22 protein-coding genes are annotated in these 25,024 nt (G+C 67.5%); 9 read left to right on the forward strand and 13 right to left on the reverse strand.

The genetic code is table 11. The annotated features are described in order from the left end of the window. Nucleotides 1-67 precede the first annotated feature (67 nt). Nucleotides 68-2,686 carry a glycoside hydrolase family 2 protein gene (locus C9412_RS15300; RefSeq protein ID WP_107232427.1) on the forward strand — a complete coding sequence of 873 codons (2,619 nt, stop codon included), beginning with the start codon at nucleotides 68-70 and terminating at the stop codon, nucleotides 2,684-2,686. Nucleotides 2,687-2,831: 145 nt separating this feature from the next. Here C9412_RS15300 and mtnC read toward each other — a convergent pair whose 3' ends face one another. From mtnC to C9412_RS15325, 5 genes are all read right to left on the reverse strand, one after another. Continuing rightward, entirely contained in the window at nucleotides 2,832-3,527 is a 696-nt protein-coding gene (gene mtnC / locus C9412_RS15305) for an acireductone synthase (protein ID WP_107232428.1), read from the reverse strand. 3 nt (nucleotides 3,528-3,530) lie between these two features. Further along, the gene (locus C9412_RS15310; RefSeq protein WP_107232429.1) at nucleotides 3,531-4,088 is read right to left on the reverse strand and encodes an acireductone dioxygenase; all 558 of its coding nucleotides are present in this window, start codon (nucleotides 4,086-4,088) and stop codon (nucleotides 3,531-3,533) included. Between the two features lie 92 nt (nucleotides 4,089-4,180). Next, complete coding sequence (locus C9412_RS15315; RefSeq protein WP_107232430.1) at nucleotides 4,181-4,822, reverse strand: methylthioribulose 1-phosphate dehydratase; 642 nt, start codon at nucleotides 4,820-4,822, stop codon at nucleotides 4,181-4,183. Between the two features lie 572 nt (nucleotides 4,823-5,394). Then, nucleotides 5,395-6,822 (reverse strand): amino acid permease, encoded by a 1,428-nt coding sequence (locus C9412_RS15320; protein WP_107232431.1) that lies wholly within the window; start codon nucleotides 6,820-6,822, stop codon nucleotides 5,395-5,397. Nucleotides 6,823-6,903: 81 nt separating this feature from the next. Further along, a complete protein-coding gene (locus C9412_RS15325; RefSeq protein WP_107232432.1) occupies nucleotides 6,904-8,379 on the reverse strand; it encodes an amino acid permease in 1,476 nt (491 codons plus the stop codon). Between the two features lie 133 nt (nucleotides 8,380-8,512). Between C9412_RS15325 and C9412_RS15330 the strand changes: the two genes are divergently transcribed. After that, nucleotides 8,513-9,127: an NUDIX hydrolase gene (locus C9412_RS15330; protein WP_107232433.1), complete on the forward strand. Its 615-nt coding sequence runs from the start codon at nucleotides 8,513-8,515 to the stop codon at nucleotides 9,125-9,127. Nucleotides 9,128-9,225: 98 nt separating this feature from the next. On the opposite strand, the gene serA is transcribed toward C9412_RS15330, so the two are convergent. Then, nucleotides 9,226-10,467, reverse strand: coding sequence for a phosphoglycerate dehydrogenase (gene serA, locus C9412_RS15335; protein WP_014037034.1), 1,242 nt, complete (start codon nucleotides 10,465-10,467; stop codon nucleotides 9,226-9,228). A 169-nt stretch (nucleotides 10,468-10,636) separates the two neighbouring features. Here serA and C9412_RS15340 point away from each other — a divergent pair, with 169 nt between their 5' ends. The 3 genes from C9412_RS15340 to C9412_RS15350 all read left to right on the forward strand — a co-directional run bounded on the left by C9412_RS15340 (nucleotide 10,637) and on the right by C9412_RS15350 (nucleotide 14,251). Next, nucleotides 10,637-12,025, forward strand: coding sequence for an FAD-binding oxidoreductase (locus tag C9412_RS15340; RefSeq protein WP_107232434.1), 1,389 nt, complete (start codon nucleotides 10,637-10,639; stop codon nucleotides 12,023-12,025). Nucleotides 12,026-12,087: 62 nt separating this feature from the next. Next, nucleotides 12,088-12,387 (forward strand): DUF2388 domain-containing protein, encoded by a 300-nt coding sequence (locus C9412_RS15345; protein ID WP_049447145.1) that lies wholly within the window; start codon nucleotides 12,088-12,090, stop codon nucleotides 12,385-12,387. A 100-nt stretch (nucleotides 12,388-12,487) separates the two neighbouring features. Further along, entirely contained in the window at nucleotides 12,488-14,251 is a 1,764-nt protein-coding gene (locus C9412_RS15350; RefSeq protein WP_258190279.1) for a DUF4105 domain-containing protein, read from the forward strand. Here the strand turns inward: C9412_RS15350 and C9412_RS15355 are convergent. Continuing rightward, nucleotides 14,229-15,305 carry an ATP-binding protein gene (locus C9412_RS15355; RefSeq protein ID WP_107232436.1) on the reverse strand — a complete coding sequence of 359 codons (1,077 nt, stop codon included), beginning with the start codon at nucleotides 15,303-15,305 and terminating at the stop codon, nucleotides 14,229-14,231. The two genes, C9412_RS15350 and C9412_RS15355, sit on opposite strands and share 23 nt — an antisense overlap. Further along, nucleotides 15,305-16,021 (reverse strand): response regulator, encoded by a 717-nt coding sequence (locus C9412_RS15360; protein WP_181358678.1) that lies wholly within the window; start codon nucleotides 16,019-16,021, stop codon nucleotides 15,305-15,307. Before C9412_RS15360 ends, C9412_RS15355 begins: the two co-directional genes overlap by 1 nt. A gap of 129 nt (nucleotides 16,022-16,150) precedes the next feature. Between C9412_RS15360 and C9412_RS15365 the strand changes: the two genes are divergently transcribed. From C9412_RS15365 to C9412_RS15380, 4 genes are all read left to right on the forward strand, one after another. Beyond that, nucleotides 16,151-17,305 carry an efflux RND transporter periplasmic adaptor subunit gene (locus C9412_RS15365; RefSeq protein WP_107232438.1) on the forward strand — a complete coding sequence of 385 codons (1,155 nt, stop codon included), beginning with the start codon at nucleotides 16,151-16,153 and terminating at the stop codon, nucleotides 17,303-17,305. A 65-nt stretch (nucleotides 17,306-17,370) separates the two neighbouring features. Further along, entirely contained in the window at nucleotides 17,371-20,520 is a 3,150-nt protein-coding gene (locus C9412_RS15370) for a multidrug efflux RND transporter permease subunit (RefSeq protein WP_107232439.1), read from the forward strand. Further along, a complete protein-coding gene (locus C9412_RS15375; protein ID WP_107232440.1) occupies nucleotides 20,501-20,893 on the forward strand; it encodes a DUF4440 domain-containing protein in 393 nt (130 codons plus the stop codon). Before C9412_RS15370 ends, C9412_RS15375 begins: the two co-directional genes overlap by 20 nt. An 83-nt stretch (nucleotides 20,894-20,976) precedes the next feature. Next, nucleotides 20,977-21,669 carry an MliC family protein gene (locus tag C9412_RS15380; RefSeq protein ID WP_107232441.1) on the forward strand — a complete coding sequence of 231 codons (693 nt, stop codon included), beginning with the start codon at nucleotides 20,977-20,979 and terminating at the stop codon, nucleotides 21,667-21,669. A gap of 93 nt (nucleotides 21,670-21,762) precedes the next feature. On the opposite strand, the gene C9412_RS15385 is transcribed toward C9412_RS15380, so the two are convergent. The 5 genes from C9412_RS15385 to C9412_RS15405 form a co-directional block, all read right to left on the reverse strand. Further along, a complete protein-coding gene (locus tag C9412_RS15385; protein WP_107232442.1) occupies nucleotides 21,763-22,251 on the reverse strand; it encodes a hypothetical protein in 489 nt (162 codons plus the stop codon). Then, nucleotides 22,241-22,807, reverse strand: a complete 567-nt coding sequence (yeiP, locus tag C9412_RS15390) for an elongation factor P-like protein YeiP (protein ID WP_005409468.1) — start codon at nucleotides 22,805-22,807, stop codon at nucleotides 22,241-22,243. The genes C9412_RS15385 and yeiP overlap by 11 nt, the downstream gene beginning before the upstream one ends. Before the next feature lie 48 nt (nucleotides 22,808-22,855). Then, nucleotides 22,856-23,626 carry an SDR family oxidoreductase gene (locus tag C9412_RS15395; RefSeq protein ID WP_107232443.1) on the reverse strand — a complete coding sequence of 257 codons (771 nt, stop codon included), beginning with the start codon at nucleotides 23,624-23,626 and terminating at the stop codon, nucleotides 22,856-22,858. Between the two features lie 101 nt (nucleotides 23,627-23,727). Next, nucleotides 23,728-24,624, reverse strand: coding sequence for a hydroxymethylglutaryl-CoA lyase (locus C9412_RS15400; protein ID WP_107232444.1), 897 nt, complete (start codon nucleotides 24,622-24,624; stop codon nucleotides 23,728-23,730). Then, nucleotides 24,621-25,022, reverse strand: a complete 402-nt coding sequence (locus C9412_RS15405) for a VOC family protein (RefSeq protein ID WP_107232445.1) — start codon at nucleotides 25,020-25,022, stop codon at nucleotides 24,621-24,623. The genes C9412_RS15400 and C9412_RS15405 overlap by 4 nt, the downstream gene beginning before the upstream one ends. Nucleotides 25,023-25,024 lie beyond the last annotated feature (2 nt).

The following is a 25,024-nucleotide window of genomic DNA, read 5'->3' on the forward strand; positions in this document are numbered from 1 at the left end:
GGCGCTACCGTGAATCGGATCTGCAGGTAGCGCCGGGCTACGCCCGGCGGAAAAACAGGAGTCGTGCGTGCATCGTCTTTCCCTCGTTGTCCGTCTGCTCCTGCTGCTGATCGCAGCTTCTGCTTTCCCTGCGTTGGCGGCCCCGCTGCAGGCGCAATGGGAGTTCCGCATGCTGCCGGGTGACGCACAGGGCGCCGCCCATCCCGGCCTGCAGCAGTGGCGTGGCGCCACGGTGCCGGGCAGTGTGCATACCGACCTGCTGGCGCATGCGTTGATCCGCGACCCCTACGTCGGCGCGCCGGAGGGCGAGCTGCAGTGGATCGGGCTGGCCGATTGGGAGTACCGGGCCCGCTTCGACGTGGATGCTGCAACCTTGGCAAAGCCCAACGCCGAACTGCGCTTCGACGGACTGGATACCTATGCCGAGATCAGCCTCAACGGCAAGCCGCTGCTGCGCGCAGACAATGCGCACCGTACCTGGCGTGCCCGTGTGGAAGGCCGTCTGCGCGCGAAGGGCAACGAGCTGCGGATCGTGTTCCGGTCGCCGATCCGCACCCTGTTGCCAGGCGTGCAGGCAATGCCGCACAAGATTGCCGGCAACTATCCCTCGCCCTATGGCGATGAGCCGAAGGACGCGATGGTCGGCAACTTCGCGCGCAAGCCGGCCTATCACTTCGGCTGGGACTGGGGCCCGCGGTATGTCACTGCCGGTGTCTGGCGCGGGGTCGACCTGCAGGCCTGGGATGCGCATCGGCTGACCGATCTTGCCGTGCGCACCGATGCACTGGACGCCCGCCAGGCGAAGCTGGCGGTGCTGCTGCACGTGGAGCAAGGCAGTGCCGCCGGTTCTGCGGTCGTCAATGTCGAGGTGCGCGATCCGCAGGGTCGCAGCGTGGCCCAGGTGCAGCGCACGGTGCTGCTGAAGCCCGGCCAGAACAGTGTGGAACTACCGATTGAACTGGCGGAACCGAAGCGCTGGTGGCCGGTGGGCCACGGCGCACAGGATCGCTACACCGTGCGGGCACGGCTGGACGGTGGCGCCGATGCAACGCTGGTGCGCGAGCAACGCATCGGACTGCGCACGGTTGAGCTGCGCCGCGAGGAAGATGGCAAGGGTGGGCAGGGCTTCGCTTTCGTCATCAATGGCGTGCCGATCTTCGCCAAGGGCGCCAACGTGATTCCGTTCGACGCCTTCCCCGCACGCGTGGACGCCGCGCGCCTGCGCCAGGTGCTGGTGGCGGCGCGCGATGCCAACATGAACATGCTGCGCAACTGGGGCGGCGGCTACTACGAAGACGATGCCTTCTTCGATATCGCCGATGAACTCGGCCTGCTGGTCTGGCAGGACTTCATGTTCGGCGGCGGCATGCAGCCCGGTTACGATCCGGCGTTCCGCGCCAGTGTGGTCGCCGAAGCCCGCGACAACGTGCGCCGCCTGCGCCATCACCCCAGCATCGCGTTGTGGTGTGGCAACAATGAAGAAGAGACCGCCTGGAAGGATTGGGGCCATGGCCGCGACCTGAAGGCGGCCGATCCGGCGTTCGCCGCCAAGGTCTGGCAGGGTTATGTCGATCTGTTCGGCAATGATCTGCGCCAGGTGGTTGGCGAGGAAGGGCTGGGCGTACCGTACTGGTCCAGTTCGCCCAGCAACGATCTGGACGAGAAGGCCAACGACTCCACTCGCGGCGACAAGCACTACTGGCAGGTGTGGGGCAATCCGGCGTTGCCGGTGCAGGCCTATCTGCGCGAGACCCCGCGTTTCATGTCCGAATACGGGTTGCAGGCGTGGCCGTCGGTGGCGACGGTGGACCAGATCGCGACCCGCGCCGAGCAGCGCATCGACAGCCCGGTGATCCGCGCGCACCAGAAGTTCATGGCCGGCGAGGGCAACAGCCGCCTGCTGCACTACATCGAGCTGGGCTATGGCACACCGAAGGACTTCGAGGACTTCGTCTACCTCAGCCAGGTGATGCAGGCCGATGGCATCGCGCTGGCCGCGTTGCATCACCGCGCCTCGCGACCGTACACGATGGGTTCGTTGTACTGGCAGCTCAACGACGTCTGGCCGGGCGCCTCATGGTCCAGCGTGGATTATTTCGGTCGCTGGAAGGCGCTGCACTACGCCGCACGCCGCTTCTTCGCGCCGGTGGCGGTGGCGGCGCTGCGTGACGAAGGCCGCACCCGGGTGCGGCTGCTCAATGACGGTGCTGCACGGGATGCGCGCTGGCGGCTGCGGGTGATGGACGTGGACGGCAAGGTGCTGCGTCGTCGCGAGCAAGCGGTGAGCCTGGCCGCAGCAGGGGTGACCTCGATCGGTGATTTCACCGATGCGGAACTGCTGGCCGGCGCCGACCCGAAGCGCACGGTGGCGGTGTTCGAGCTGCTGCAGGACGGCAAGGTAAGTGCGCGCCAGGTGGTCGGTTTCGTCGAAGCCAGGGACCAGGCGCTGCCGCGGCAGAAACTCAAGGCCACCTTGACCATTGAGGGCGACCACTACCGGCTGCGGCTGGAAAGCGCGGCGTACATGCGCGCAACGTGGATCGACTTCGGCGCACTGGATGTGCACGTCGAGGACAATCTGTTGGATCTGCTGCCGGGCGAGACCCGCGACATTGCAGTGCGTGGCCCGGTAGATCTGACCACCCTGCGCGAAGCGCTGAAGGTGAAGACCCTCAACGACCGTTGAGGGCGGAACATCCTGCTCTGGCAGGTGCCAACCAAGGTTGGCATCTACCGGGACCATCGGGCAGGCATATCCGCTCTGGTAGGTGCCAACCTTGGTTGGCACGCCGGGAGCATGCCAACCAAGGTTGGCATCTCCCCTTTTCGAATTACAGCTGGATCTGCTGGAAGTTCTCGACGCGATCGTGGCCGTTGGCAGCCTGGCCGGTGCGCGGCAGCGGGTAATCGTCCAGGCGGTCGATCAGGCGGGTCTGCAGGCCGGCGTCGCGGGCAGCGTCCAGCTCTTCCACCACATCCGACAGGAACAGGATCTCGCCGGCCGGTACGCCGATGGCCTGCACGATCCGGCGATAGCTGTCGGCCTCACGCTTGCCGCCCACTTCGGTATCGAACCAGCCCGACACCAGCGGGCTGAGGTCGCCGGCATCGCTGAAGCCGAAGAACAGCTTCTGTGCCGGCACCGAGCCGGAGGAGTACACGTACAGCGGCAGGCCAGAGGCGTGCCAGCCCTTCAGTACCGCCGCCACTTCCGGATAGAAGTGCGCGGTGTAGTCGCCGCGACGGTAGCCGGCGTCCCAGATCCGGCCCTGGAGGGCCTTCAGCGCGGTGTGCTTGCGGTCCTGGTCGATCCAGCCCTGCAGCGTTTCCACCACCAGGCTGTCCTGGCAGGCGCCACCGATCTCGGTGGCCACCGCGTCCAGCCAGCGACGCACGTCCGGGTCCTGGCCGTGTTCGGCAACGAAGCCGGGCAGCGCCTGGCGCGCATAGGGGAACAGCACGTTCTTGACGAACGAGATGCTGCTGGTGGTGCCTTCGATATCGGTCAGGATGACGCGGGGCTGCATGGATCAGGATGCCTGGGTAGGGACGTAACGGGGGAACTTCTGCGCGATGTCGGTGCCGGTGAAGTGACCGACCCAGCCATCCGGCTCGGTGAAGAAGCGGATCGCCACGAAGCTGGGCTCATCGCCCATGTCGAACCAGTGGGTGGTGCCATCGGGCACGGCGATCAGGTCGTCCTTCACGCACTCGATCTCGTACACTTTGTCTTCCACGTGCAGGGTGAACAGGCCGGAGCCGGCGACGAAGAAGCGCACCTCGTCTTCCTTGTGGAAGTGTTCGTCGAGGAACTTCCTGCGCAGTTCGGCGCGGTTCGGGTTGTCCGGCGCGATCGAGGCCACGTCCACGCTCTTGAAGCCGTTCTCGGCCACCAGGCGGTCGATGTCGGCGCGGTAGGCGGCGAACACTTCCTCCTGGCTGGCGCCCGGCGCGACCGGGGCAGTGGCCTGCCAGCGTTCAAAGGTGACGCCGATCTGCTTCAGCTCGGCAGCGATGAGCGCGCCGTCCTGGGTGTCCAGCAGTGGCGATTCGGGGCGGGTGTCGTCGTAGATGCGCAGTCGGCTCATGGCGGCAGCTTGAACGTCTCGGGGGGAAGACAGGGTAGCAGGGTAGGGGCAGGGTGCAGATTCCGGATCGGCATCTGCACCTGCGCGCGGGTTCAGCCGCGCAGCCTGCGCAGTTCCAGCTCGCAGTGGAACAGGAATTCGAAGGCTTCCAGGTGGCGGCGCGCTTCGGCCATGTCGCGGCCCCAGGCATACAGCCCGTGGCCATCGATCAGGTAGCCCCAGAGCGGTTGGCGATCGAGCAGGTCATCGACCTGCGCCGAGAGCACGTTCATGTCCTGGGTGTTGGCGAACACCGGCACGTCGATGGCCATCTCATGGGTGCTGTTGCCGGCAAAGGCCTTCAGCAGTTCATAGCCTTCCAGGCGGATGTGGCCCTGCGGCGCATACAGGCGCGAGGCGATGGTCTGCACCGGCGAATGGGTGTGCAGCACGCAGCCCACCTCGGGGAAGCGGCGGTACAGCTGGGTGTGCAGCAGGGTTTCGGCGGACGGGCGCAGCGGGCGGCCGACGGCCTGGCCGTCGAAGTCCACCACCATGATGTCGTCCTCGATCAGGCGGCCCTTGTCCTTGCCGGACACGGTGATCGCGGCGTGGCGGTCGTCCAGGCGGTGGGAGAAGTTGCTGCTGGTGGCCGGGGTCCAGCCGGCGTGGGCCAGCTCGCGGACGTTGTCGATCAGCAGCTGGGCCAGTTCGCTCAGGCGCGCGGTGTCGTAGGGGAAGGTGGGGGCGTTCATGGGGTCGATTTTACTGGATTCGGCCAACGGCTGAGCCCCTCGTGGCGGGCGGTGGGGCTGGATCTCGCTTTGGCCGGGCGGGTGGGCTGTGCAGGGGACGCCGTAAACCCGTCCATGGGGGCTTGGCCGCGGCATTCATGCCGCGGACACCCCTGCACAGCCCACCCGCCCGGCCACGGACAGGTTCCGTGCGCGCCAGCCACGGAATTAAGAAGGAAGAGCGGAAAGCGGGTCGCGGCGCTGCGCTTGCTCGCAGCCGGGCATGGCCCGGCTCTACAGGAGCATCGTCTGCCGGAAAGATTCCATCCACGCATGGCGTGGATCTACCACAGAAGCATCTCCCAGACAGAGTCCATCCACGCATGCCGTGGATCTACCGGACGCGCCGGGAGACTGTCAGGGCGGGGAGGCATGGGTACGCGGGGGTGTCAGCCGCATGGATGCGGCTGCCAAGCCTACATGGATGTACTTGCGGCGTCCCCCGCGTACCCATGCCTCCCCGCCAAACCAACACACCCGCTCTTGCCGTTGCTCCGGCGGGTGCAGGGCCGCAGGCCCTGCAACACAACCCCTCACTTACCCCGCAGACGGCTATGCCTGAAGCCGTAGCAGAAATAGATCACGAAGCCGACGAAGGTCCACACGCCCATCAGCATCCAGTTGTGCATCGTCATCGCCGACAGCAGCGCCAGGCAGCTCAGCACGCCCAGGCTGCAGATCAGCCAGGCCATCGGCATGCGGAACGGGCGCGGCAGGTCCGGCTGGGTGCGACGCAGGATCAGCACGCCGGCACACACCGCGGCAAACGCGATCAGCGTCCCCATCGAGGTCAGTTCGCCGAGGATGTCCAGCGGGAACAGCGCCGCCAGCAGCGCGATGCCGATGCCGGTGATCACGGTGTTGATGTGCGGGGTGCGGTACTTCGGGTGGATCTTGGTGAACACCGGCGGCAACAGGCCGTCGCGGCCCATGATCATGAAGATGCGCGGCTGGCCGATGATCATCACCAGCACCACCGAGGACAGGCCGACCAGTGCGCCGACTTCGACCACCCAGCGCAGCCAGCCCAGCTGCGGATGCGCGGCCACCGCCGTCACTACCGGCTCATCGGTGCCGAGCAGCTGGTACGGCACCAGGCCGGTCATCACCGCGGCCATCGCGATGTAGAGCACGGTGCAGACCAACAGCGACAGCATCATGCCGATCGGCATGTCGCGCTGCGGATTCTTCGATTCCTGCGCCGCCACCGACACCGCCTCGAAGCCGATGTAGGCGAAGAACACCATCGCTGCGCCGCGCAGCACGCCTTCCATGCCGTACTTGCCAGGGCCTTCGTTGGCCGGAATGAACGGGGTCCAGTTGCTGGTGTCCACGTATTTCCAGCCGACCACGATGACCAGCACGATCAGGCCGGTCTTGAGCACGACCATGGCCATGTTCATCGCCGAGGATTTACTGATGCCGACGTAGCACAGCCAGGTCAGCAGCAGCACCAGTGCGGCCGCAGGCAGGTTGGCGATCGCGCCGGTCGGGCGCAGCTGTGCGTCCAGTGGCGCGCTGACCAGCGCGGCGGGTAGATGGATGTCGAACTGGCTGAGCAGGCTGAGGAAGTAGCCGGTCCAGCTGACCGCGACCGCCGAGGCGGACACGCCGTATTCGAGCACCAGCATCCAGCCGATGAACCAGGCCGAGAGTTCGCCGAAGGTGGCGTAGGTATAGGTGTAGGCGCTGCCGGAGACCGGCACCATCGAGGCGAACTCGGCGTAGGCCAGTGCGCAGAACGCGCAGCAGATCGCGGCCAGCACGAACGACAGCATGATCGCCGGGCCGGCGTGGTTGGCGGCAGCCTGGCCGGTGATGACGAAGATGCCGCCGCCGATCACCGCGCCGATGCCGAGGGCGGTCAGGCCCCAGGGACCGAGGTGGCGGCGCAGGCTCAGGCCGTTGGCGTCTTCATGGGCGGCGTGCGGGTGCTTGGTGGCCCACAGTTGCTTGAACATGTCTGGTGGTCTTGTCGAAGCGCCGTTCGAGGCGGCGCGGGGAAAACGGACGGGCCGGCGCAGGGCCGGCCCGTAGGCGGATCAGGAGGACTTGGCCAGCTTGCTGTTGCGGATGCCGTAGCCCAGGTAGATCAGCATGCCCAGCACGGTCCAGCCGACGAACAGGTGCCAATGCACCACGAACGCCTGCCAGAACAGGAACAGGCAGGTGGCCGCGCCGAGCGGGCAGATGATCCAGACCATCGGCACGCGGAACGGGCGATGGATCTCCGGCTTGGTATAGCGCAGCACCAGCACGCCGATGCAGACCGTGGCGAAGGCCAGCAGGGTGCCCATCGACACCAGCTCGCCCAGCACGTTCAGCGGCACCAGGCCGGCCAGTGCGGCGGCGATCACGCCGACCACGATGGTGGCGACGTACGGGGTGCGGAAACGGGCGTGGACCTTGCCGAAGAACTTCGGCAGCAGACCGTCGCGGGAAATGGTGTAGGCGATGCGGGTCTGGCCCATCATCATCACCAGCACCACCGAAGACAGGCCGGCGATGGCGCCGATTTCCACCGCGGTCTTCAGCCACGACAGCTGCGGGTAGCCTTCCAGCGCGGTGGCCACCGGCTTGTCGGTGCCCAGCAGGTGGTACGGCATCATGCCGGTCAGCACCGCGCAGACGATGATGTAGACGATGGTGCACACCGCCAGCGAGCCGAGCAGGCCGATCGGCATGTTGCGCTGCGGATCCTTGGTTTCGCCGGCGGCGGTGGAAACCGCGTCGAAGCCGATGTAGGCGAAGAACACGATGGTGGCCGCGCGGAAGATGCCGCTCCAGCCGAACTCACCCGGAACGCCGGTGTTTTCCGGAATGAACGGCTGCCAGTTGGCCGGATCGATGTGGGCCGCGCCGATGCCGATGAACAGGCAGATGACGGTGACCTTGATCGCCACGATGATCGCGTTGACGAAGGCCGACTGGGTCACGCCCACGTAGAGCAGGCCGGACACCGCCGCCACGATCAGCACCGCCGGCAGATTGAACAGCTTGCCGGAGGCGACGAACTCGCTGCCGGTCCAGGCGATGGGCGCGGCGCTGAGCAGGTCCGGGAACGGCATGTGCAGCGTAGTGCTGATGAAGCTGATCAGGTAGGCCGACCAGCCCACCGCGACCGAGGCCGAGGCGAACAGGTACTCCAGCACCAGGCACCAGCCGATGAACCAGGCCATGCCTTCGCCGAGGGTGGCGTAGGAATAGGAGTAGGCGCTGCCGGAGACCGGCATCATCGCGGCGAACTCGGCATAGCACAGGCCCGCCAGGGCGCAGGCGAAACCGGCGATCACGAACGACAGCATGACGGCCGGGCCGGCGTGGTTGGCCGCCGCCTGGCCGGTCAACACGAAGATACCAGCGCCGATCACCGCACCCACGCCAAGCAGGATGAGGTGTTTAGCCGTGAGGGTCCGTTTCAACGTGGCTTCGCCGTCCAGGCTGCCTTCGATGGGTTCGCCGGCATCGACGTGCCCGGCCGGCTGGACCGGCTTGACCCTCAACAGAGCTTTCAGCATGCAGTACTTCCTAGTGATCGGATTTGGGTGGGCCGCCGATACGTTGCCGGCAACCTTGAATGGTGAAGGCCGCGCGAACGGCCCGCTGTACCTTAGCCAAAGCTGAAGCCAACGCACAAGCGCAATCGCAACAATGAACGGCGATAATGAGGGGTCTTTTTCCGGACCCCGCCCATTCATGCAGCAGACCGCCGAAACCCTTGCCGTGCTTGATGATCGCCTGCGTGGTCTGTTGCGCGACTATGCCCTTCGTGAGCCGGCCCACGACGCACTGGCTGCCGAATTCGGCACATTGCTGGACGATCCGGAAGATCCGTTCCGGCGTGAACGGCTGGCCGGGCACTTCACCGCCAGCTGCTGGCTGGTCAGCGCCGATGGCCAGCGCCTGCTGCTGACCCATCACCGCAAGCTGCAGCGCTGGCTGCAGCTGGGCGGCCACGCCGACGGCGAGCGCGATCTGGCTCTGGTCGCATTGAAGGAAGCTGAGGAAGAATCGGGCCTGAGCGGCCTGGTGCTGGAAGACCCGGCCATCTTCGACATCGACAAGCACTGGATTCCCGAACGCAAGGACGTGCCGGGGCACTGGCACTACGATGTGCGTTTCGTGATCCGGGCGCTGGGCGGCGAGGCCTTCGTGCTCAGCGAAGAGTCGCTGGCGCTGGCCTGGCGGCCGGTGGCCGAGGTCGCGGCCGATCCGCAATCGGATGAATCGATGCAGCGCATGGCCAGCCGCTGGCTGGCGCGTTGATCGATGCATCCACGCATGGCGTGGATCTACTGATGGCTGCACGCCATGCCCCGGACCCGGTAGATCCACGCCATGCGTGGATGGGCGGGGTGCCAGGATCAATACAGGATGCGCGTCCGCAGCGTGCCCGGAATCGCGGCCAGCTCGTCGCGCACGGCGGCGGCCTGTTCCTCGCTGGCGGTGATGTCGATCACCACGTAACCCACCTTCGGGTCGGTGCGCAGGAACTGGCCGTCGATGTTGACGTTGTGGCGCGAGAAGATCTCGTTGACCTTGGACAGCACGCCCGGCACGTTCTGGTGGATGTGCAGCAGGCGCAGGCTGTCGGCGTGCTCGGGCAGGGTCACTTCCGGGAAGTTGACCGCCGACAGGGTGCTGCCGTTGTCGCTGTAGCGCACCAGTTTGGCCGCCACTTCCACACCGATGTTGTCCTGCGCCTCCAGCGTGCTGCCGCCCACGTGCGGGGTCAGGATCACGTTGTCATGGCGGGTCAGCGGCGATTCGAAGATATCGCCGTTGCCCTTCGGCTCGACCGGGAACACGTCCAGCGCGGCGCCGCCGACGTGGCCGCTGGCCAGCGCGGCATCCAGCGCATCGATGTCGACCACGGTGCCACGCGCGGCGTTGATCAGGTGCGCGCCCTTGCGCATCTTCGCCAGCTCGGTGCTGCCGATCATCCACTGCGTGGACGGGGTCTCCGGCACGTGCAGGGTGACGATGTCGGCGCGTGCCAGCAGGTCGTCCAGGCTGGCTGCGGCACGCGCATTGCCCAGCGCCAGCTTGGTTTCCACGTCGTGGAAGATCACCTGCATGCCCAGCGATTCAGCCAGCACGCCGACCTGGGTGCCGATGTGGCCGTAGCCGATGATGCCCAGCGTCTTGCCTCGCACCTCGTGGCTGCCGCTGGCCGACTTCGACCAGCCGCCGCGATGGCATTCGGCGTTCTTCTGCGGAATGCCGCGGGTCAGCATGATCGCCTCGGCGATCACCAGCTCGGCCACGCTGCGGGTGTTGGAGTAGGGTGCGTTGAACACCGGGATGCCGGCCAGCTCGGCGGCGTCCAGGTCCACCTGGTTGGTGCCGATGCAGAAACAGCCCACCGCGATCAGGCGCTTGGCCTCGGCCAGCACCTCGGCGCTGAGCTGGGTGCGCGAACGGATGCCGACGATGTGCGCCTCGGCGATGCGCGCCTTCAGTTCGTCCTCGGGCAGCGCCTTGGTGTGCGCCTCGATCTGGCTGTAGCCGGCGGCGCTGAACACCTCCACGGCGGTCTGGCTGACCCCCTCCAGCAACAGCACGCGGATATCCTGCTTCGGGAACGAGGTCTTCTTCGGCGACATGGGGCAACACGGCCAGTGGGACAGGGGCCAATCACTATGCCAGATCGCGACGCCGATGGTGCAGTGCGCAATTGGTTGCATCGGTAGCTATCTGCCTGCCTGCGGGGCTGGACGCTGGCGCGTGCCGCTGGCACGCTTGCCCGTTCTTCACGCCCCGCGCTGGACCGTCATGACCGATTCCCGCATTGCCTCGCTGCAGCAGGCCTGTCCCGGCCTGAAGCTGAAGACCGACCCGGCCGACCTGGAGCATTACGGGCGCGACTGGACCCGACGCTGGACGCCGGCGCCGCTGGTGATCGCGCTGCCGGCCACGGTCGAGGAAGTGCAGGCGGTGATGCGTTGGAGCGCCGAGCATGGCGCGGCGGTGGTGCCGTCCGGCGGCCGCACCGGCCTGTCCGGTGGCGCAGTGGCGGCCAACGGCGAGCTGGTGCTCAGCCTGGAACGGATGAACAAGGCGCTGGCCTACGATGCGGTCGATCGCACGCTGGTGGTGCAGGCCGGCATGCCGCTGGAAGCCGTGCACAACGCCGCGCTGGACCACGGTCTGATCTACCCGGTGGATTTCGCTGCACGCGGTTCCTGCTCGATCGGCGGCAACATCGCCACCAATGCCGGTGGCATCCGGGTGATCCGCTACGGCAATACCCGTGAATGGATCGCCGGCCTGAAGGTGGTGACCGCCAATGGCGAACTGCTCGAACTCAACAAGGGCCTGATCAAGAACTCCAGCGGCTACGACTTCCGCCAGCTGCTGATCGGCTCGGAAGGCACGCTGGGCGTGATCGTCGAGGCGACGCTGAAGCTGACCGATCCGCCGCCGGCCAGCAACGTGATGCTGCTGGCGCTGCCCAGCTTCGAGGTGCTGATGCAGGTGTTTGCCGCGTTCCGCGCGCGCCTGCAGCTGCAGGCCTTCGAGTTCTTCACCGAGCGCGCGCTGGAGCATGTGCTGGCACATGGCGCGCAGGCGCCGTTCGATGAGGTGCACCCGTACTACGTGGTGACCGAGTTCGCGGCCAACGACGAGGCGCAGGAAGCGGCGGCGATGGCGGCGTTCGAGGACTGCATGGGCAACGGCTGGGTCAGCGACGGCGTGATCAGTGCCAGCGACGCCCAGGCCGCCCAGCTGTGGCGCCTGCGCGAAGGCATCACCGAGGCGCTGGCGCGTTACAAGCCTTACAAGAACGACGTCTCGGTGCGGATCTCGGCGATGCCGGCGTTCCTGGCCGAGACCCAGGCGCTGATCGGGCAGGCCTACCCGCACTTCGACGTGGTCTGGTTCGGCCACATCGGCGACGGCAACCTGCACATCAACGTGCTCAAGCCCGATGACACCGGCGACGCCGATTTCGTGGCGCAGTGCGAGCACGTGACCAAGCTGCTGGCGCAGGTGCTGGCCCGCTTCGACGGCAGCATCTCGGCCGAGCACGGCATCGGCCTGGTCAAAAAGGGCTACCTGGACAGCACCCGCGGCCCGGCCGAGATCGCGCTGATGAAAGCGGTCAAACGTGCGTTCGATCCCCAAGCGCGGCTGAATCCCGGCAAGCTGTTCGACGTGTGAGCCGCGCATAGTCTTCACACACCCGTTACGCTCCCCGCATCCCAACAACCGGCTTCGAACCGATGACCCGTCCGCTTCTGCTGCTCGCCCTGCTGTCCCTGCCGCTGGCCGGCTTTGCATCCAGCTTCGCTGGCACCTCGGCCGGTTCGGCCACCGGTGCATCTTCCGGTTCCTCGGGCAGCAGCTCGGGTGATGACAAGGTGGTGCTGGCTGCACGCGATGATGCGGCCGCCTTCGTGGCCAGCGATGGCCAGATCCGTGGCGCGCGCCTGCAGGCCGCGCTGGTCCACCTGCGTGAGCAGAGTGCTGCCGCGCAGCAGCAGAGTGACCTGGAGCTGGCCCGCGCGCTGCTGGCGCGTTGATCCGGGTTGCATGGCATCCGCGATATCGCATTCTGTAGAGCCGAGCCATGCTCGGCTGAATGCCAGGCGCAGATGGGCGATTACAGCAGCCACGCATGGCGTGGCTCTACTGCTGAACGCTCACGTCGCGCACGCAGCTGATCGCCTGGAGCTCGATCCGTCCGGTCTTGATCCGACACAGCAGCTGCTGGCCGGCCAGACCCTGGCCGACGTGCAGTCACTGCTGCCCGATGGCCTGCTGCGCGCGTTGCCTGCACACGTGCAGGTGCGCTGGAGCGACGACCTGCCGGCGGAGGTGCACGGCCGTGCCTTCGCTGGCGGTATCACCCTGCGCCGCGACCTGCTTGCAGACGGCCTGCCGGGTGCGCGCCGGGCAAGGCGCAGCGCGCTGGTGCACGAACTGACCCATGTGGCAGATCGCAGCGGCGCGGCATGGTCGCGCAGCCCGCGTTGGCGCGATCTGGCCGGGTGGCAGCGCAAGCCCTGGCATCTGGGCCGCGGCGACAACGACTTCCGTGACCGCAGCCCGGATGGCTATGAGCTGAAGAGTCCGGCCGAGTACCTGGCGGTGAATGCCGAGCATTTCGTGCTCGATGCCGATTTCGCCTGCAGGCGCCCGGCGCTGGCGCAGTGGTTCCAGGCCCATTTCGGAACGCCGCCATCATTGCCGCGGCCGCAGTGCGCAGCCGCGCTGCCGCTGCTGCAGGCCGAAGCCGAGGAGGGTGCGGCGTCGCTGCTGCAGCTGGACCCTGCGCGCGTCTATGCGGTGGACTACCTGTTCGCCGAGGGCAGCGCACAGCCGATGAGCCGTTGGGGCCACAGCATGCTGCGGCTGGTGATCTGCCGTCCAGGGCGTGCGCCGGGTCCGGACTGTCGGTTGGATCTCGAGTATCACCGCGTACTGTCCTTCCGCGCCTTCGTCGGCGATGTGCAGATCTCCAACTGGCGCGGACTGACCGGCGGCTATCCCTCGCGGCTCTTCGTGCTGCCACTGCAGCAGGTGGTGGATGAGTACACCAAGGTAGAGCTGCGTGGGCTGCAATCGCTGCCGTTGCAGCTGCAACGCGACGAGATCGCCAGCCTGCTCGAGCGCACCGCGCAGGTGCACTGGAGTTACGACGGCCGCTATTACTTCGTCAGCAACAACTGCGCGGTGGAAACCGCCAAGCTGCTGCAGGCCGGCGTGCCACGCCTGGGCCAGGCCGGCCTGGCGCAACTGACCCCGCGCGGGCTGAAGCGTCGTCTGGCACGGCTGAAGGTGCTGGACGAGCAGGTGTTGGCCGATCGCGATCTGGCGCAGGCGCAGGGCTACTATTTCGCCTCGGCGCGTGACCATTACCAGCAGCTGTTCGGCGTGGCGGCCGCGCAGCTGGCCTTGCCCGCACGCGATGTACGCGGCTGGCTGAAGCTGCCGGCACAGCAGCGCGCGCCCTGGCTGTTGCAGGGCGATCTGCGCGCCAGCGCCAGCCTGCTGCTGTTGGAACAAGCCGCGCAACGGCGTGCCGAGCTGCGCGCCCGCGATCTGCTCAAGCGGCGCCTGTTGGCGGCAGCGGACAGCGACCAGACCCGCGCGCTGCGCGGATTGCTGGAACAGAGTGGGCAGTGGTTGCGCCCGGCAGCGTTGTTGGCCGACGGCGGCTACGGGCTGCCGCAGGCCGATGAGCAGGTGCCACTGGCGCAGGCGGTGGCGGCGATGAGTGCGCAGGCGGTGCCCGGCTGGCAGGCGCTGCGGGTGCAGCTTCGCCAGCAGCTGCCGGCGCAGCAGCGTGCCGAGATGGACGCCATCGATGCCAACCTGGCTGCACTGGGCGCACACCTGCGCAGGCAGGCGGCGATGCCGGCTACTGGCGAGGCAGCTCGATGACGAAGCGGCTGCCGCCGGCACGGCCCGGCGTGCAGTACGCCTGGCCGCCGTGCGCATCGGCGATCGCCTTCACCACCGCCAGGCCGAGGCCGCTGCCGCCGCTTTGACGCGAGCGCGATCCGTCGGCGCGCATGAACGGGGTGAAGATATCCGCGTGCAGCTCCGGGTCGATGCCGGGGCCCTCGTCTTCGATGGCGACCTGCACATGGCCCGGTGTGTCATGTACGGCGATGCGGACCCTGCCCGGGCTGGCGTAGCGCCGTGCATTCTCCAGCAGTGCCAACAGCGCCTGCCGCAGCCGGGTCGGGTCGCAGTGCGCGTTGTGTTCCTCGCGGCTGGTTTCCAGCTCCAGCACGAAGCCGGCGGTGCGGAACTGCGGGTCGACCAGGGTCATCACCGAATGCACTTCGGCCACCACATCGGTGCGTGCCCGGCGCACGTCCAGCCGTGCGTTGTCGGCCAGGCTGAGCACGCGCAGGTCCTCGATCAGCCGCGACAGGCCCTCGACCTGCGCCAGCAGGCTGCGGAACTGCGATTCATCGGGCTGGAACACGCCTTCGGCCAGCCCCTGCAGGCGGCCACGCAGGATGGTCACCGGCGTTCGCAGTTCATGGGCGATGGCGGCATGCCACATCGCGCGCTCGCTTTCCATCTGCTGCAGGCGGCGCGCCATCGCATTGAAGTCCTCGACCAGGGTGGCCACTTCGCCCGGTGAGTTCTCCTCGGCACTGGCGCGTGCGCCCAGATCGCCGTCGGCAAGCGCGCGCACGCTGTCCACCAGCGAGTTCAGCGGTGACAGGATGCGGTGGGCCAGGCGGAAGGACGCGGCGATGGCCAATGCCAGACCGGTCAGGATCACCCCCACCATCCAGGCCAGTTCAGGCCCGGTCGGCAGCCATCCTTCCGGCTCATCGGTGCTGCCGGGGAAGAATTCCACCAGCACTGCATACAGCAGCCACGACGACAGGATCATCATCACGATGACGCCGATCACCATCAGCGACATCGATACGATGATGTGCCGGCTGAGCCCGGAGCGACGCAGGCCGGCCATCAGCGGTCGGCCATCAGCCGGTAGCCGACGCCGCGCACGCTGGCCGGCACGTTCAGCATGCCGACTTCATCCAGCTTGCGGCGCAGCTTGCTGACGTGGCTGTCGACGGTACGCTCCAGCGCCTCGCTTTCGGGCAGGCATTCGTGCATCAGTTCGCTGCGGCTGAAGATGCGCGTGGGCGCCAGGGCCATGCAGTGCAGCAGCTTGAATTCGGTGAGCGTGAGCAGGACCTCGTGGCTGTAGCCGTCTCCTTCCACGTGCACGGCATGGGTGCCCCAGTCGATCAGCAGCGGGCCCACGCGCAGCGCGGTGGGCGCATCGACGCGTGCGGCGCGCAGGGTGCGGCGCAGTACGGCGCGTACGCGCGCGGCCACCTCGGCCGGGTTGAAGGGTTTGACGACGTAGTCGTCGGCACCCATGCGCAGGGCGGTCAGCTTGTCCAGATCCTGGTCCAGCGCGGTCAACATGATCACCGGCGTTTCGCCGCGCTGGCGCAGCTGGGTCAGTACGCTCCATCCGTCCAGGCGCGGCAGCTGCACGTCCAGAAGCACCAGGTCCGGGCGGGCGCTGCGGTGCAGGTCCAGTGCGGTGTGGCCATCGGCGGCGCGCAGCGTGCGCAGCCCTTCGCGTTCCAGATAGGCGGTGAGGATGTCGGCGATCTCGGCTTCATCCTCGACGATCAGGACGAGGGCGGCCAGGGCGGGGGAGGCGTGCATGCAGGGGCGGGGCGGTAAGGTGCTTGCCTCCATCGTATCTCCACACTTCCTCCATCGAAACCCCATCATCGGCCCGCACACTGCGCGCTTCAGAACCTATCCGCCGCCTGCGCGGCATTGTGCACAGCAATGAGAACCTTCAGGACGCCGGTCGCGTTGATCGCGGCGCTCACCCTGGCCATGACGGCCTGTTCCTCCCCCGAAGCCACCCCGGAAGCGGCACCGCGCGTCAGCGTGGTCACCGTCGCCCCGCAGGTGGTGCAGCGCGATGATGAGCTGCCCGGGCGCGTCGCTGCGGTGCGTACCGCACAGATCCGCGCGCAGGTGGGCGGCATCGTGCAGCGCCGCCTGTTCGAGCAGGGTGCCGAAGTGCGTGCCGGCCAGGCCTTGTTCCAGATCGACCCGGCCGCGTTCCGTGCCGATGTCGATTCGGCACTTGCCGCTCTGCAGCGCAGCGAGGCGGCACTGGGCCGCAGCCGTGTGCAGTCGCAGCGACTGCATGCATTGGCTGCGGCGCAGGCGGTCAGCCAGCAGCACCGCGACGATGCCAGCGCCGAGTTCGAGCAGGCCCGCGCCGCAGTGAATGAAGCGCGCGCGATCCTCGCCCGTCGCCAGCTTGATCTGCGTTATGCCACGGTCAGTGCGCCGATCGAGGGGCGTATCGACCAGGCGCTGGTGACCGAAGGTGCGCTGGTCGGCGTGGCCGACGCCGAACCGATGGCGGTGGTGCAGCAGATCGATCAGGTCTACGTCGATGTGCGCCAACCCGCCGCACAGCTGGAGTCGCTGCAGCGCAGTGCCGCCGGTGGCGGCGAGCTGCCCGTGACCATCATCGGGGCGGCCGGCAAGGCATTGCCCGAGCGTGGCCAGCTGTTGTTCTCGGGCATCAATGTCGATGCGCGCACCGGCGATGTGATCCTGCGGATCCTGGTCGACAATCCGCAGCGGCAGCTGCTGCCGGGCATGTATGTGCGTGCCAGGGTGCCGCGTGGTGCGCCGGCCAGCGCGCTGACGGTGCCGCAGCAGGCGGTGCTGCGCAGTGCCGGTGGCCAGGCCTACGCCTGGGTGGTGGGTGCCGACGGCAAAGCGGTGATCCGCACATTGGAGGTGGACGGCAGCGTCAACCGCCAGTGGCTGGTCCGGCATGGCTTGAAGGCGGGCGAGAAGGTGGTGGTCGAGGGCCAGGAGCGCCTGCAGGAAGGCGTGGTGGTCGATGCGCGTGACTGGCAGTTGCCGGTCGCCAGCGCCAGCACCGGCGAGGCACAGGCCGGCAGCAAGGGCTGAGCCCTTCCAGGGGCGGTACTTCCGGGGCCGGCCCCATCAGGCCCGCTCCTCCAAGGATTTCCAACATGGCACGTTTCTTCATCGATCGCCCGGTGTTCGCCTGGGTGCTGGCGATCTTCATCATTCTGGCCGGCGTGCTGGCGATACCGCGCCTGGCCGTGGAGCGCTATCCGTCGGTTGCGCCGCCCAGCGTCAGCATCTACGCCAGCTATCCAGGCGCCAGCCCGCAGACGCTCAATGACGCCGTGGTCGGGTTGATCGAACGTGAGCTGTCCAGCGTCAAGCACCTGCTGTATTTCGAATCGTCGGTAGATACCTCCGGCGAGGCCTCGATCACCGCCACCTTCAAGCCGGGTACCGACCCGGAGCTGGCGCAGGTGGATGTGCAGAACCGGATCAAGGCGATCGAGCCGCGATTGCCGCGCAGCGTGCGCCAGAACGGTCTGTTCGTGGAGGCCGCCGATTCCGGTTTCCTGATGCTGGTGGGTCTGCGTTCGCCCGACGCCAGCGTCAGCGAAGCGGCGCTCGGTGATTTCATGGCGCGCAACATCATCGAAGAGCTGCGTCGCGTCGACGGTGTCGGCCGCGTGCAGCTGTTCGGTGCCGAGCAGGCGATGCGGGTGTGGCTGGATCCGGCCCGGTTGACCGGCTACGGCCTGACCATCGGCGATGTGGCCACCGCCATCGAACAGCAGAACCTGGAGATTTCCCCGGGGCGCATCGGTGATTCGCCGGGCGTTCCCGGGCAGCGCATCACCGTTCCGCTGAGTGCCGACGGGCAGTTGTCCACGCCGGAGCAGTTTGCCGCCATCGTGCTGCGCGCCGGTGCCGATGGCTCGCAGGTGGTGCTGGGCGATGTTGCGCGTGTCGAACTGGGCGCACAGAGCTACGCCTGGGGTACGCGCGAGGACGGCCACCCGGCCACCGCCGCCGGCGTGCAGCTGCGCCCGGGCGCGAACGCGGTGCGTACGGCCGCCGCGGTGCGGGAGCGGATGGCGGAGCTGGCGCCGTTGCTGCCGCGCGGCGTGGAATCGAGCATCCCGTTCGACACCGCGCCGTTCGTGAAGATCTCCATCCAGAAAGTGGTGCAGACCCTGCTGGAGGCGATGCTGCTGGTGTTCGCGGTGATGTACCTGTTCCTGCAGAACTGGCGCTACACGCTGATTCCTGCCCTGGTTGCGCCGATCGCGCTGCTGGGAACGTTTGCGGTGATGCTGGCGCTGGGCTTCTCGATCAACGTGCTGACCATGTTCGGCATGGTGCTTGCGATCGGCATCATCGTCGACGATGCGATCGTGGTGGTGGAGGGTGTCGAGCGGATCATGGCCGAGGAGGGCCTGCCACCGCGCGAGGCGACGCTCAAGGCGATGCGCGAGCTGACCGGCGCGGTGATCGGCATCACCCTGGTGCTGACCGCGGTGTTCATCCCGATGGCGTTCTCCAGCGGTTCGGTGGGCGCGATCTACCGCCAGTTCACCGTGGCGATGGCGGTGTCGATCCTGTTCTCGGCGCTGCTGGCATTGAGCCTGACCCCGGCCTTGTGCGCGACGCTGCTGCGCCAGGCCGATCCTGGCCACCCGCGGCGCGCTGGGCTGCTGGGCGGGTTCAACCGGGCATTCGAGCGGATGACCGGCCGTTACCAGCGTGGCGTGGCCGGGGTGCTCAAGCGCAGTGGCCGGGTCATGGCGGTGTTCGTGGCGCTGGTGGCGGCCCTGTTGCTGGGACTGCACTGGTTGCCGGGCGCGTTCCTGCCCGAAGAGGACCAGGGCTACTTCATGACCTCGATCCAGCTGCCGGCCGAAGCCACCGCCGAGCGCACGCTGGCGGTGGTGGAAGCCTACGAGCGGCATGTCGGATCGCGGCCGGGCATCGCCTCCAACCAGTCGATTCTGGGCTACAGCTTCTCCGGTTCCGGCCCGAGTGCGGCGCTGGCCTACACCATGCTGAAAGACTGGGGTGAGCGCGCCGGCGCCACCGCCGCCGGTGAAGTGGAGGCGGCGCAGAAGGTGATGGCCGCGGTGGGCGAGGGCGAAGTGATGAGCGTGATGCCGCCGGCCATCGACAGCCTGGGGCGGTCCTCTGGTTTTTCGCTGGCATTGCAGGCGCGGACCGGGCAGAGCCAGGCCGAACTGCGCGCGGCGCTGCAGCAGCTGCTGAAGCTGGCCGAGGCCAGCCCGCTGTTGTCGGAGGTGCATGCCGATGGCTTGCCGGCCGGCACCAGTGTGCGGCTGGACATCGACCGGGCCAAGGCCGAGGCGATGGGGGTTGGCTTTGCCGACATCAGCAGCACGCTGTCAGCGGCGATGGGGTCGCAGTACGTCAACGATTTCCCCAACAAGGGGCGGCTGCAGCAGGTGATCCTGCAGGCCGATGCGCCGCACCGGATGGAACTGGACGACGTGCTCAAGCTCTATGTGCGCAACAGCGAGGGTGGCATGGTGGCCTTGTCCGAACTGGTGGTTCCGCACTGGACCGAAGCCCCCCTGCAGTTGCAGCGCTATCTCGGCTTCCCCGCGCTGAACCTGTCGGGCGCACCGGCGCCGGGCACCTCCACCGGCCAGGCCATGGCCGAGATGGAGCGGCTGGCCCGGCAGTTGCCCGATGGTTTCGCCCTGCAGTGGACCAGCCAGTCGCTGCAGGAGCGTGAATCGGGCGCGCAGGCGCCGTGGCTGCTGCTGTTGTCGATGCTGGTGGTGTTCCTGGTACTGGCGGCGTTGTATGAAAGCTGGTCGATTCCGGTGTCGGTGATGCTGGTGGTGCCGCTGGGCCTGCTCGGCGCGGTGGCGGCCGTGCTGCTGCGTGACATGCCGAACGATGTGTTCTTCAAGGTCGGCATGATCACCGTGATCGGCTTGTCGGCCAAGAACGCGATTCTCATCGTCGAGTTCGCACGCCAGCTGCAGCAGCAGGGCCGCGGCCTGGTCGAGGCGGCGTCGGAGGCGGCACGCCTGCGCCTGCGGCCGATCGTGATGACCTCGCTGGCATTCGCACTGGGCGTGGTGCCGTTGATGCTGGCACAGGGTGCGTCGAAGGAAACCCAGCAGGCGATTGGAACCGGCGTGTTCGGTGGCATGGTCAGCGCGACCGTGCTGGCGGTGTTCTTCGTGCCGGTCTTCTATGTAGTGGTGCAGGGCGCGCGGCAATCGATCGCGCGGCGCCTGCACAGGCGCCGGCCGATGCCGGAAGGATCCGTGGATGGAACGGAACATCGTTGATGATCTGCACGAACGCCAGCTGGCGGTGCTGGAGCAGCGCCTGTGCCAGGCGTTGCTGGAAGATGACCACGAAACACTGACCGCGCTGGTATCGCCGGCGTTGTTCATGATGGAGGGCAACGGCGGGCGCATGCTCGAGCTGCCATGGCTGGGCGATTGGCTGGCCGGCAATCTGCAGGTCAAGGGCCTGCAGGTGCAGGCGGTGGAAACGTTGTTGTGTGGGCGGCTGGCGTTGCTGTCCAGCAATGTGCGATGGGTGGTGCACTGGCGCGGCCGTGAGCATGCGATGGGGCTGCGCCTGCTGCGGGTGTGGACCTGCAGTTCCGGTGCCGGTGGCGCGCAGCTGCTGTCGATGGCGGTGCTGGCTGCATGAATGCGGCCAGCCCGGTTTCAGCCCCCGCTCAGCGCCAGATGGTAGGGTCGGGCTTTCCTGTAGTGTCGACAAGGAGTCGAGCCATGCGTGTAGTTCCCGGTCTGTTGGCCGCTTCCCTCGGCCTGGCGCTGGCCGCCTGCCAGCCGCCGTCGTCTCCTGCTGCAGCCGGCGATGCTGCCGCCCCGGCAACGCCACAGCCCAGCGCCGCGAGCGGCGGTGGCAGCCAAACCATTTACCAGTGTGGTGACCTGAGCGTGCGCGCGACCTTCAATGGCGAGGACGCGGCCACGGTGGTGATCGGCGATCGCACCTTGGCGATGACCTCCGAGCGTGCTGCGTCGGGTGCGAAGTACGCTGACGGCCAGGGCAACAGCTTCTGGACCAAGGGCAGCGATGATGGCCTGCTCAGCCTGAAGGGCGAGCCGGACCGCGAATGCCATGCAGTGGAGGCGACAGAAGGCGATGGCAGTGCCGGCGCTGCCGTCTTCCGTGCCACCGGCAATGAGCCAGGCTGGCTGGCGGTGGTCGACGGCGACACGCCGGGGCTGCAGGTCGAAGTCGATTATGGCGAGCGCCGCTTCGACGTGGCCGCGCCCACCGCAGGTGCAGACGGCTGGAGTGGCAAGGCGGCTGACGGCACCGACGTCAAGCTCAGCTTCCAGCGCACCACCTGCCAGGACGACATGAGTGGCGAAGCCTTCGAGGCCAAGGCGATGTTGACGGTGGGTACCCGCCAGTACCATGGCTGCGGAAATTTCGGCGCCAAGCAGCCGTAAGCCCTCTGTAGAGCCGAGCCCACGCTCGGCTGCTTTGCCTTTGCACAGCACAAAGCAGCCGAGCGTGGGCTCGGCTCTACATCATATTGCGGCTCATCCCTCGCAGGGCTTCAGGTCCAGCTCGAACACCAGATCGTAGCGGCCGTTGATCGCGATCAGTGCGTCACGGATCGCGCAGTCGTCGCGATGCCGCGCGACCAGATCGGTGAAGATCTTCTCGCGGCCCTCGCAGTACTCGGCATTGGCCACTTCCAGCTCACGGCGGCGCTCGTCGTCGTAGGGTTCTTCGCCGGCAAAGTGCTGGCAGGTGTTTTCACGCGCGAGGAAAGCCTGCACATCGCTGGGCATCTGGCAGTAGATGCGCACGTCGTCGACGTCATACACGTCGGCAGGAACCGGGCAGCCGGCGGCGGCGCGCGCCCTGTCCAACGCCTCGTCGCCCGAAGGCCGGTCGGCAGCGGGTTGCGGTTCGGATGTGGGTGCTGCGTTCGGCGCGACGCCGGCGGTGTTGTCCGCTGCCTGCGGCGAGCACGCCGCAAGCAGGGACAGGCAGCCGATCAGCGCCAGGCGCTTAGTCGGCACGGCCGGCGAATTCGCCGGTGGCGGTGTTCACCAGCACGCGCTCGCCGTTGACGATGTATTCCGGCACCATGATTTCGATGCCGGTGTTGAGCTTGGCCGGCTTCGGGCGCTTGGTGGCGGTGCCGCCCTTCAGTTCCGGCGGGGTCTCGATCACTTCCAGCACCACCGAGGCCGGCAGCTGGATCGCCACCGGCTGCTCGTCGATCACCTGCACGTAGATGCCGGTCAGGCCGTCGGTGATGTAGCCGGCGTCGTCGCCGATCACGTCCGCATCCAGGGTGTAGGGGGTGTAGTCCTCGTCATCGAGGAACACGAATGCGTCGCCATCCTTGTACGAATAGGTGGACTGGCGGCGCAGCAGTTCGACTTCGACCAGGTTGTCGTCGGCATCGAAGCTGGCATCGAGCTTGTTGCCGCCCGGCACGCTGTACATGATGAAGCGGAAGCGGACGTTGCCGCCGCGACCCTGCGGCGAGCTGCGCTCGATGTCGCGGATCTGGTAGACGCCGTTGTTGTACTCGACGACGTTGCCCTTCTTGATGTCGTTGGCTTTCATGGTGATCTAGGTGGTTGGGGGAGGGCGCCGTCCCGGCGCCCGGGGGAATCACTTCGGAGCGAGGCGGGTAGCGCCGTCCAGGCGGATGGTCTCGCCGTTGAGATAGGTGTTGCCGAGGATGAAGCCGACCAGGCTGGCGAAGTCTTCTGGCTTGCCCAGACGCGACGGGAACGGGATCGAGGCGGCCAGCGACTGCTGCACGGCCTCGGGCATGCCGTCGACCATCGGCGTCCAGAACACGCCCGGCGCGATCGTATTGACGCGGATGCCGAAGCGCGACAGTTCGCGTGCCATCGGCAGCGTCATCGACACCACGCCGCCCTTGCTGGCGGCATACGCAGCCTGGCCGATCTGGCCTTCGTAGGCGGCGATGCTGGCGGTGTTGATGATCACCCCGCGCTCGCCATCGGTGCCCGCCTCGTTGTGCTGCATGCGGTTGGCGGCGGCCTTGGCGACGTTGAAGCTGCCGACCAGATTGACCATCACCGTGCCCTGGAAACCGGCCAGCGGCATCGGGCCTTCCTTGCCCAGCACACGGCCGGCGCCGAGGATGCCGGCACAGTTCATCGCCACGTTCAGGCCACCGAGGAAATCGTGGGCCTGGTCGATGGCCGCAGCAACCGCCGCCTCATCGCTGACGTTGACGTTGAAATAGCGGGCCTTGTCGGCGCCCAGTGCGGCAACGGCGGCAGCGCCCTTGTCATCATTGAGGTCGAACAGGGCCACCTTGCCGCCCTGGGCGACGAGGTGCTGGGCCACGGCCAGGCCGAGGCCGGAGACGCCGCCAGTGATCACGGCACGTACGGAAGACAGCTGCATTGAACGGTCCTGCAGGTTCGAGAACCGCCGATTCTAACGGAAGCGGCGAACGTAGCCGTTGTGCACTGCGCCGCCCCGGCAGGAGCGGCGCAGTGGGGCGCTCAGCCGGCCGCCGCCAGCGCCTGGCCGGTGCGGCTGGCGGTGGCGCGGCCAAGCAGGCCGGCCAGCCAGCGGCCGGTCTCGGCCAGCGCCGGCAGGTCCACGCCGCTGTCCAGTCCCAGCCCCTGCAGCAGATAGACCACGTCTTCGCTGGCCACGTTGCCGCTGGCGCCCTTGGCATACGGGCAGCCACCGGCACCGGATACCGCGCTGTCGACCACGCGCACGCCTTCTTCCAGGCAGCTGGCGATGTTGGCGATGGCCTGGCCATAGGTGTCGTGGAAGTGCACGGCCAGCGCATCCATGGGAATCTCGGCGGCCACTGCCTGCAGCATCGCCCGCGCCTTGCGCGGGGTGCCGACGCCGATGGTGTCGCCCAGCGAGATTTCATAGCAGCCCATCTGGTGCAGGGCGCGCGCCACGCGCACCACGTCGGCCAGCGGCACGTCGCCCTGGTAGGGGCAGCCGAGCACGGTGGAGACGTAGCCGCGAACGCGCACGCCATCAGCGGCGGCGCGACGCAGGATCGGCTCGAAGCGGGCCAGCGACTCGTCGATGCCCGCATTGGTGTTGGTGCGGTTGAATGTTTCGGAGGCCGCGGTAAACACCGCCACTTCCTCCACGCCCACCGCACGGGCACGGTCGTAGCCCTGTTCGTTCGGCACCAGCACCGGGTAGTGGATGCCGGGGCGGCGCTGGATGCCGGCGTAGACCTCGGCGGCATCGGCCAGCTGCGGGACCCATTTCGGGCTGACGAAACTGGTCGCCTCGATGCTGCGCAGGCCGGTGGCCGACAGCCGGTTGATCAGTTCGATCTTGTCGGCGGTGGCCACCGACTGCTTTTCGTTCTGCAGGCCGTCACGCGGGCCGACCTCGACGATGCGCACGTAGTCGCTCATGCCGCCACCTCGTCGGCCGGGTGGTGGCAGACCGCCTCGATGTTGTTGCCGTCCGGGTCGAGCACGAAGGCGCCGTAATAGTCCGGGTGATACCACGGGCGCAGGCCCGGGGCGCCATTGTCGCGGCCGCCGGCGGCGAGCGCGGCGGCGTGGAATGCATCCACCTGGGCGCGGCTGGCGCAGGCGAAGGCCACGTGCACGCCCTGGCTGGCGCTGCCGCCATTGCCGAGCCAGAAGAACGGCTTGCCGTCGCTGCCGAAGCCGATGTGGTCGTGGGCGCCGGTCTGCTCGGCGGTCACTTCCATCACCACGCCGATCTGCAACGGCGCCAGCGCCTGCAGGAAAAAGGCCTTGCTGCGCGCCAGGTCGGCGCTGGTCAAACCAAGATGATCGAACATGT

This window comes from Stenotrophomonas sp. Nf1 (assembly GCF_003028475.1).
In the GTDB taxonomy this organism is placed as follows: Bacteria; Pseudomonadota; Gammaproteobacteria; order Xanthomonadales; family Xanthomonadaceae; genus Stenotrophomonas.

Excerpts from the sequence above, each read along its gene's own strand:
- C9412_RS15395 (WP_107232443.1), bottom strand. The coding sequence starts at position 23,626 with ATGCAGCTGTCTTCCGTACGTGCCGTGATCACTGGCGGCGTCTCCGGC.
- C9412_RS15310 (WP_107232429.1), bottom strand. The coding sequence starts at position 4,088 with ATGAGCCGACTGCGCATCTACGACGACACCCGCCCCGAATCGCCACTG.
- C9412_RS15370 (WP_107232439.1), top strand. The coding sequence starts at position 17,371 with ATGGCACGTTTCTTCATCGATCGCCCGGTGTTCGCCTGGGTGCTGGCG.
- C9412_RS15405 (WP_107232445.1), bottom strand. The coding sequence starts at position 25,022 with ATGTTCGATCATCTTGGTTTGACCAGCGCCGACCTGGCGCGCAGCAAG.
- C9412_RS15355 (WP_107232436.1), bottom strand. The coding sequence starts at position 15,305 with ATGGCCGGCCTGCGTCGCTCCGGGCTCAGCCGGCACATCATCGTATCG.
- C9412_RS15365 (WP_107232438.1), top strand. The coding sequence starts at position 16,151 with ATGAGAACCTTCAGGACGCCGGTCGCGTTGATCGCGGCGCTCACCCTG.
- C9412_RS15400 (WP_107232444.1), bottom strand. The coding sequence starts at position 24,624 with ATGAGCGACTACGTGCGCATCGTCGAGGTCGGCCCGCGTGACGGCCTG.
- yeiP (WP_005409468.1), bottom strand. The coding sequence starts at position 22,807 with ATGAAAGCCAACGACATCAAGAAGGGCAACGTCGTCGAGTACAACAAC.
- C9412_RS15380 (WP_107232441.1), top strand. The coding sequence starts at position 20,977 with ATGCGTGTAGTTCCCGGTCTGTTGGCCGCTTCCCTCGGCCTGGCGCTG.
- serA (WP_014037034.1), bottom strand. The coding sequence starts at position 10,467 with ATGTCGCCGAAGAAGACCTCGTTCCCGAAGCAGGATATCCGCGTGCTG.
- C9412_RS15315 (WP_107232430.1), bottom strand. The coding sequence starts at position 4,822 with ATGAACGCCCCCACCTTCCCCTACGACACCGCGCGCCTGAGCGAACTG.
- mtnC (WP_107232428.1), bottom strand. The coding sequence starts at position 3,527 with ATGCAGCCCCGCGTCATCCTGACCGATATCGAAGGCACCACCAGCAGC.
- C9412_RS15345 (WP_049447145.1), top strand. The coding sequence starts at position 12,088 with ATGACCCGTCCGCTTCTGCTGCTCGCCCTGCTGTCCCTGCCGCTGGCC.
- C9412_RS15330 (WP_107232433.1), top strand. The coding sequence starts at position 8,513 with ATGAACGGCGATAATGAGGGGTCTTTTTCCGGACCCCGCCCATTCATG.
- C9412_RS15375 (WP_107232440.1), top strand. The coding sequence starts at position 20,501 with ATGGAACGGAACATCGTTGATGATCTGCACGAACGCCAGCTGGCGGTG.
- C9412_RS15360 (WP_181358678.1), bottom strand. The coding sequence starts at position 16,021 with ATGCACGCCTCCCCCGCCCTGGCCGCCCTCGTCCTGATCGTCGAGGAT.
- C9412_RS15340 (WP_107232434.1), top strand. The coding sequence starts at position 10,637 with ATGACCGATTCCCGCATTGCCTCGCTGCAGCAGGCCTGTCCCGGCCTG.
- C9412_RS15320 (WP_107232431.1), bottom strand. The coding sequence starts at position 6,822 with ATGTTCAAGCAACTGTGGGCCACCAAGCACCCGCACGCCGCCCATGAA.
- C9412_RS15325 (WP_107232432.1), bottom strand. The coding sequence starts at position 8,379 with ATGCTGAAAGCTCTGTTGAGGGTCAAGCCGGTCCAGCCGGCCGGGCAC.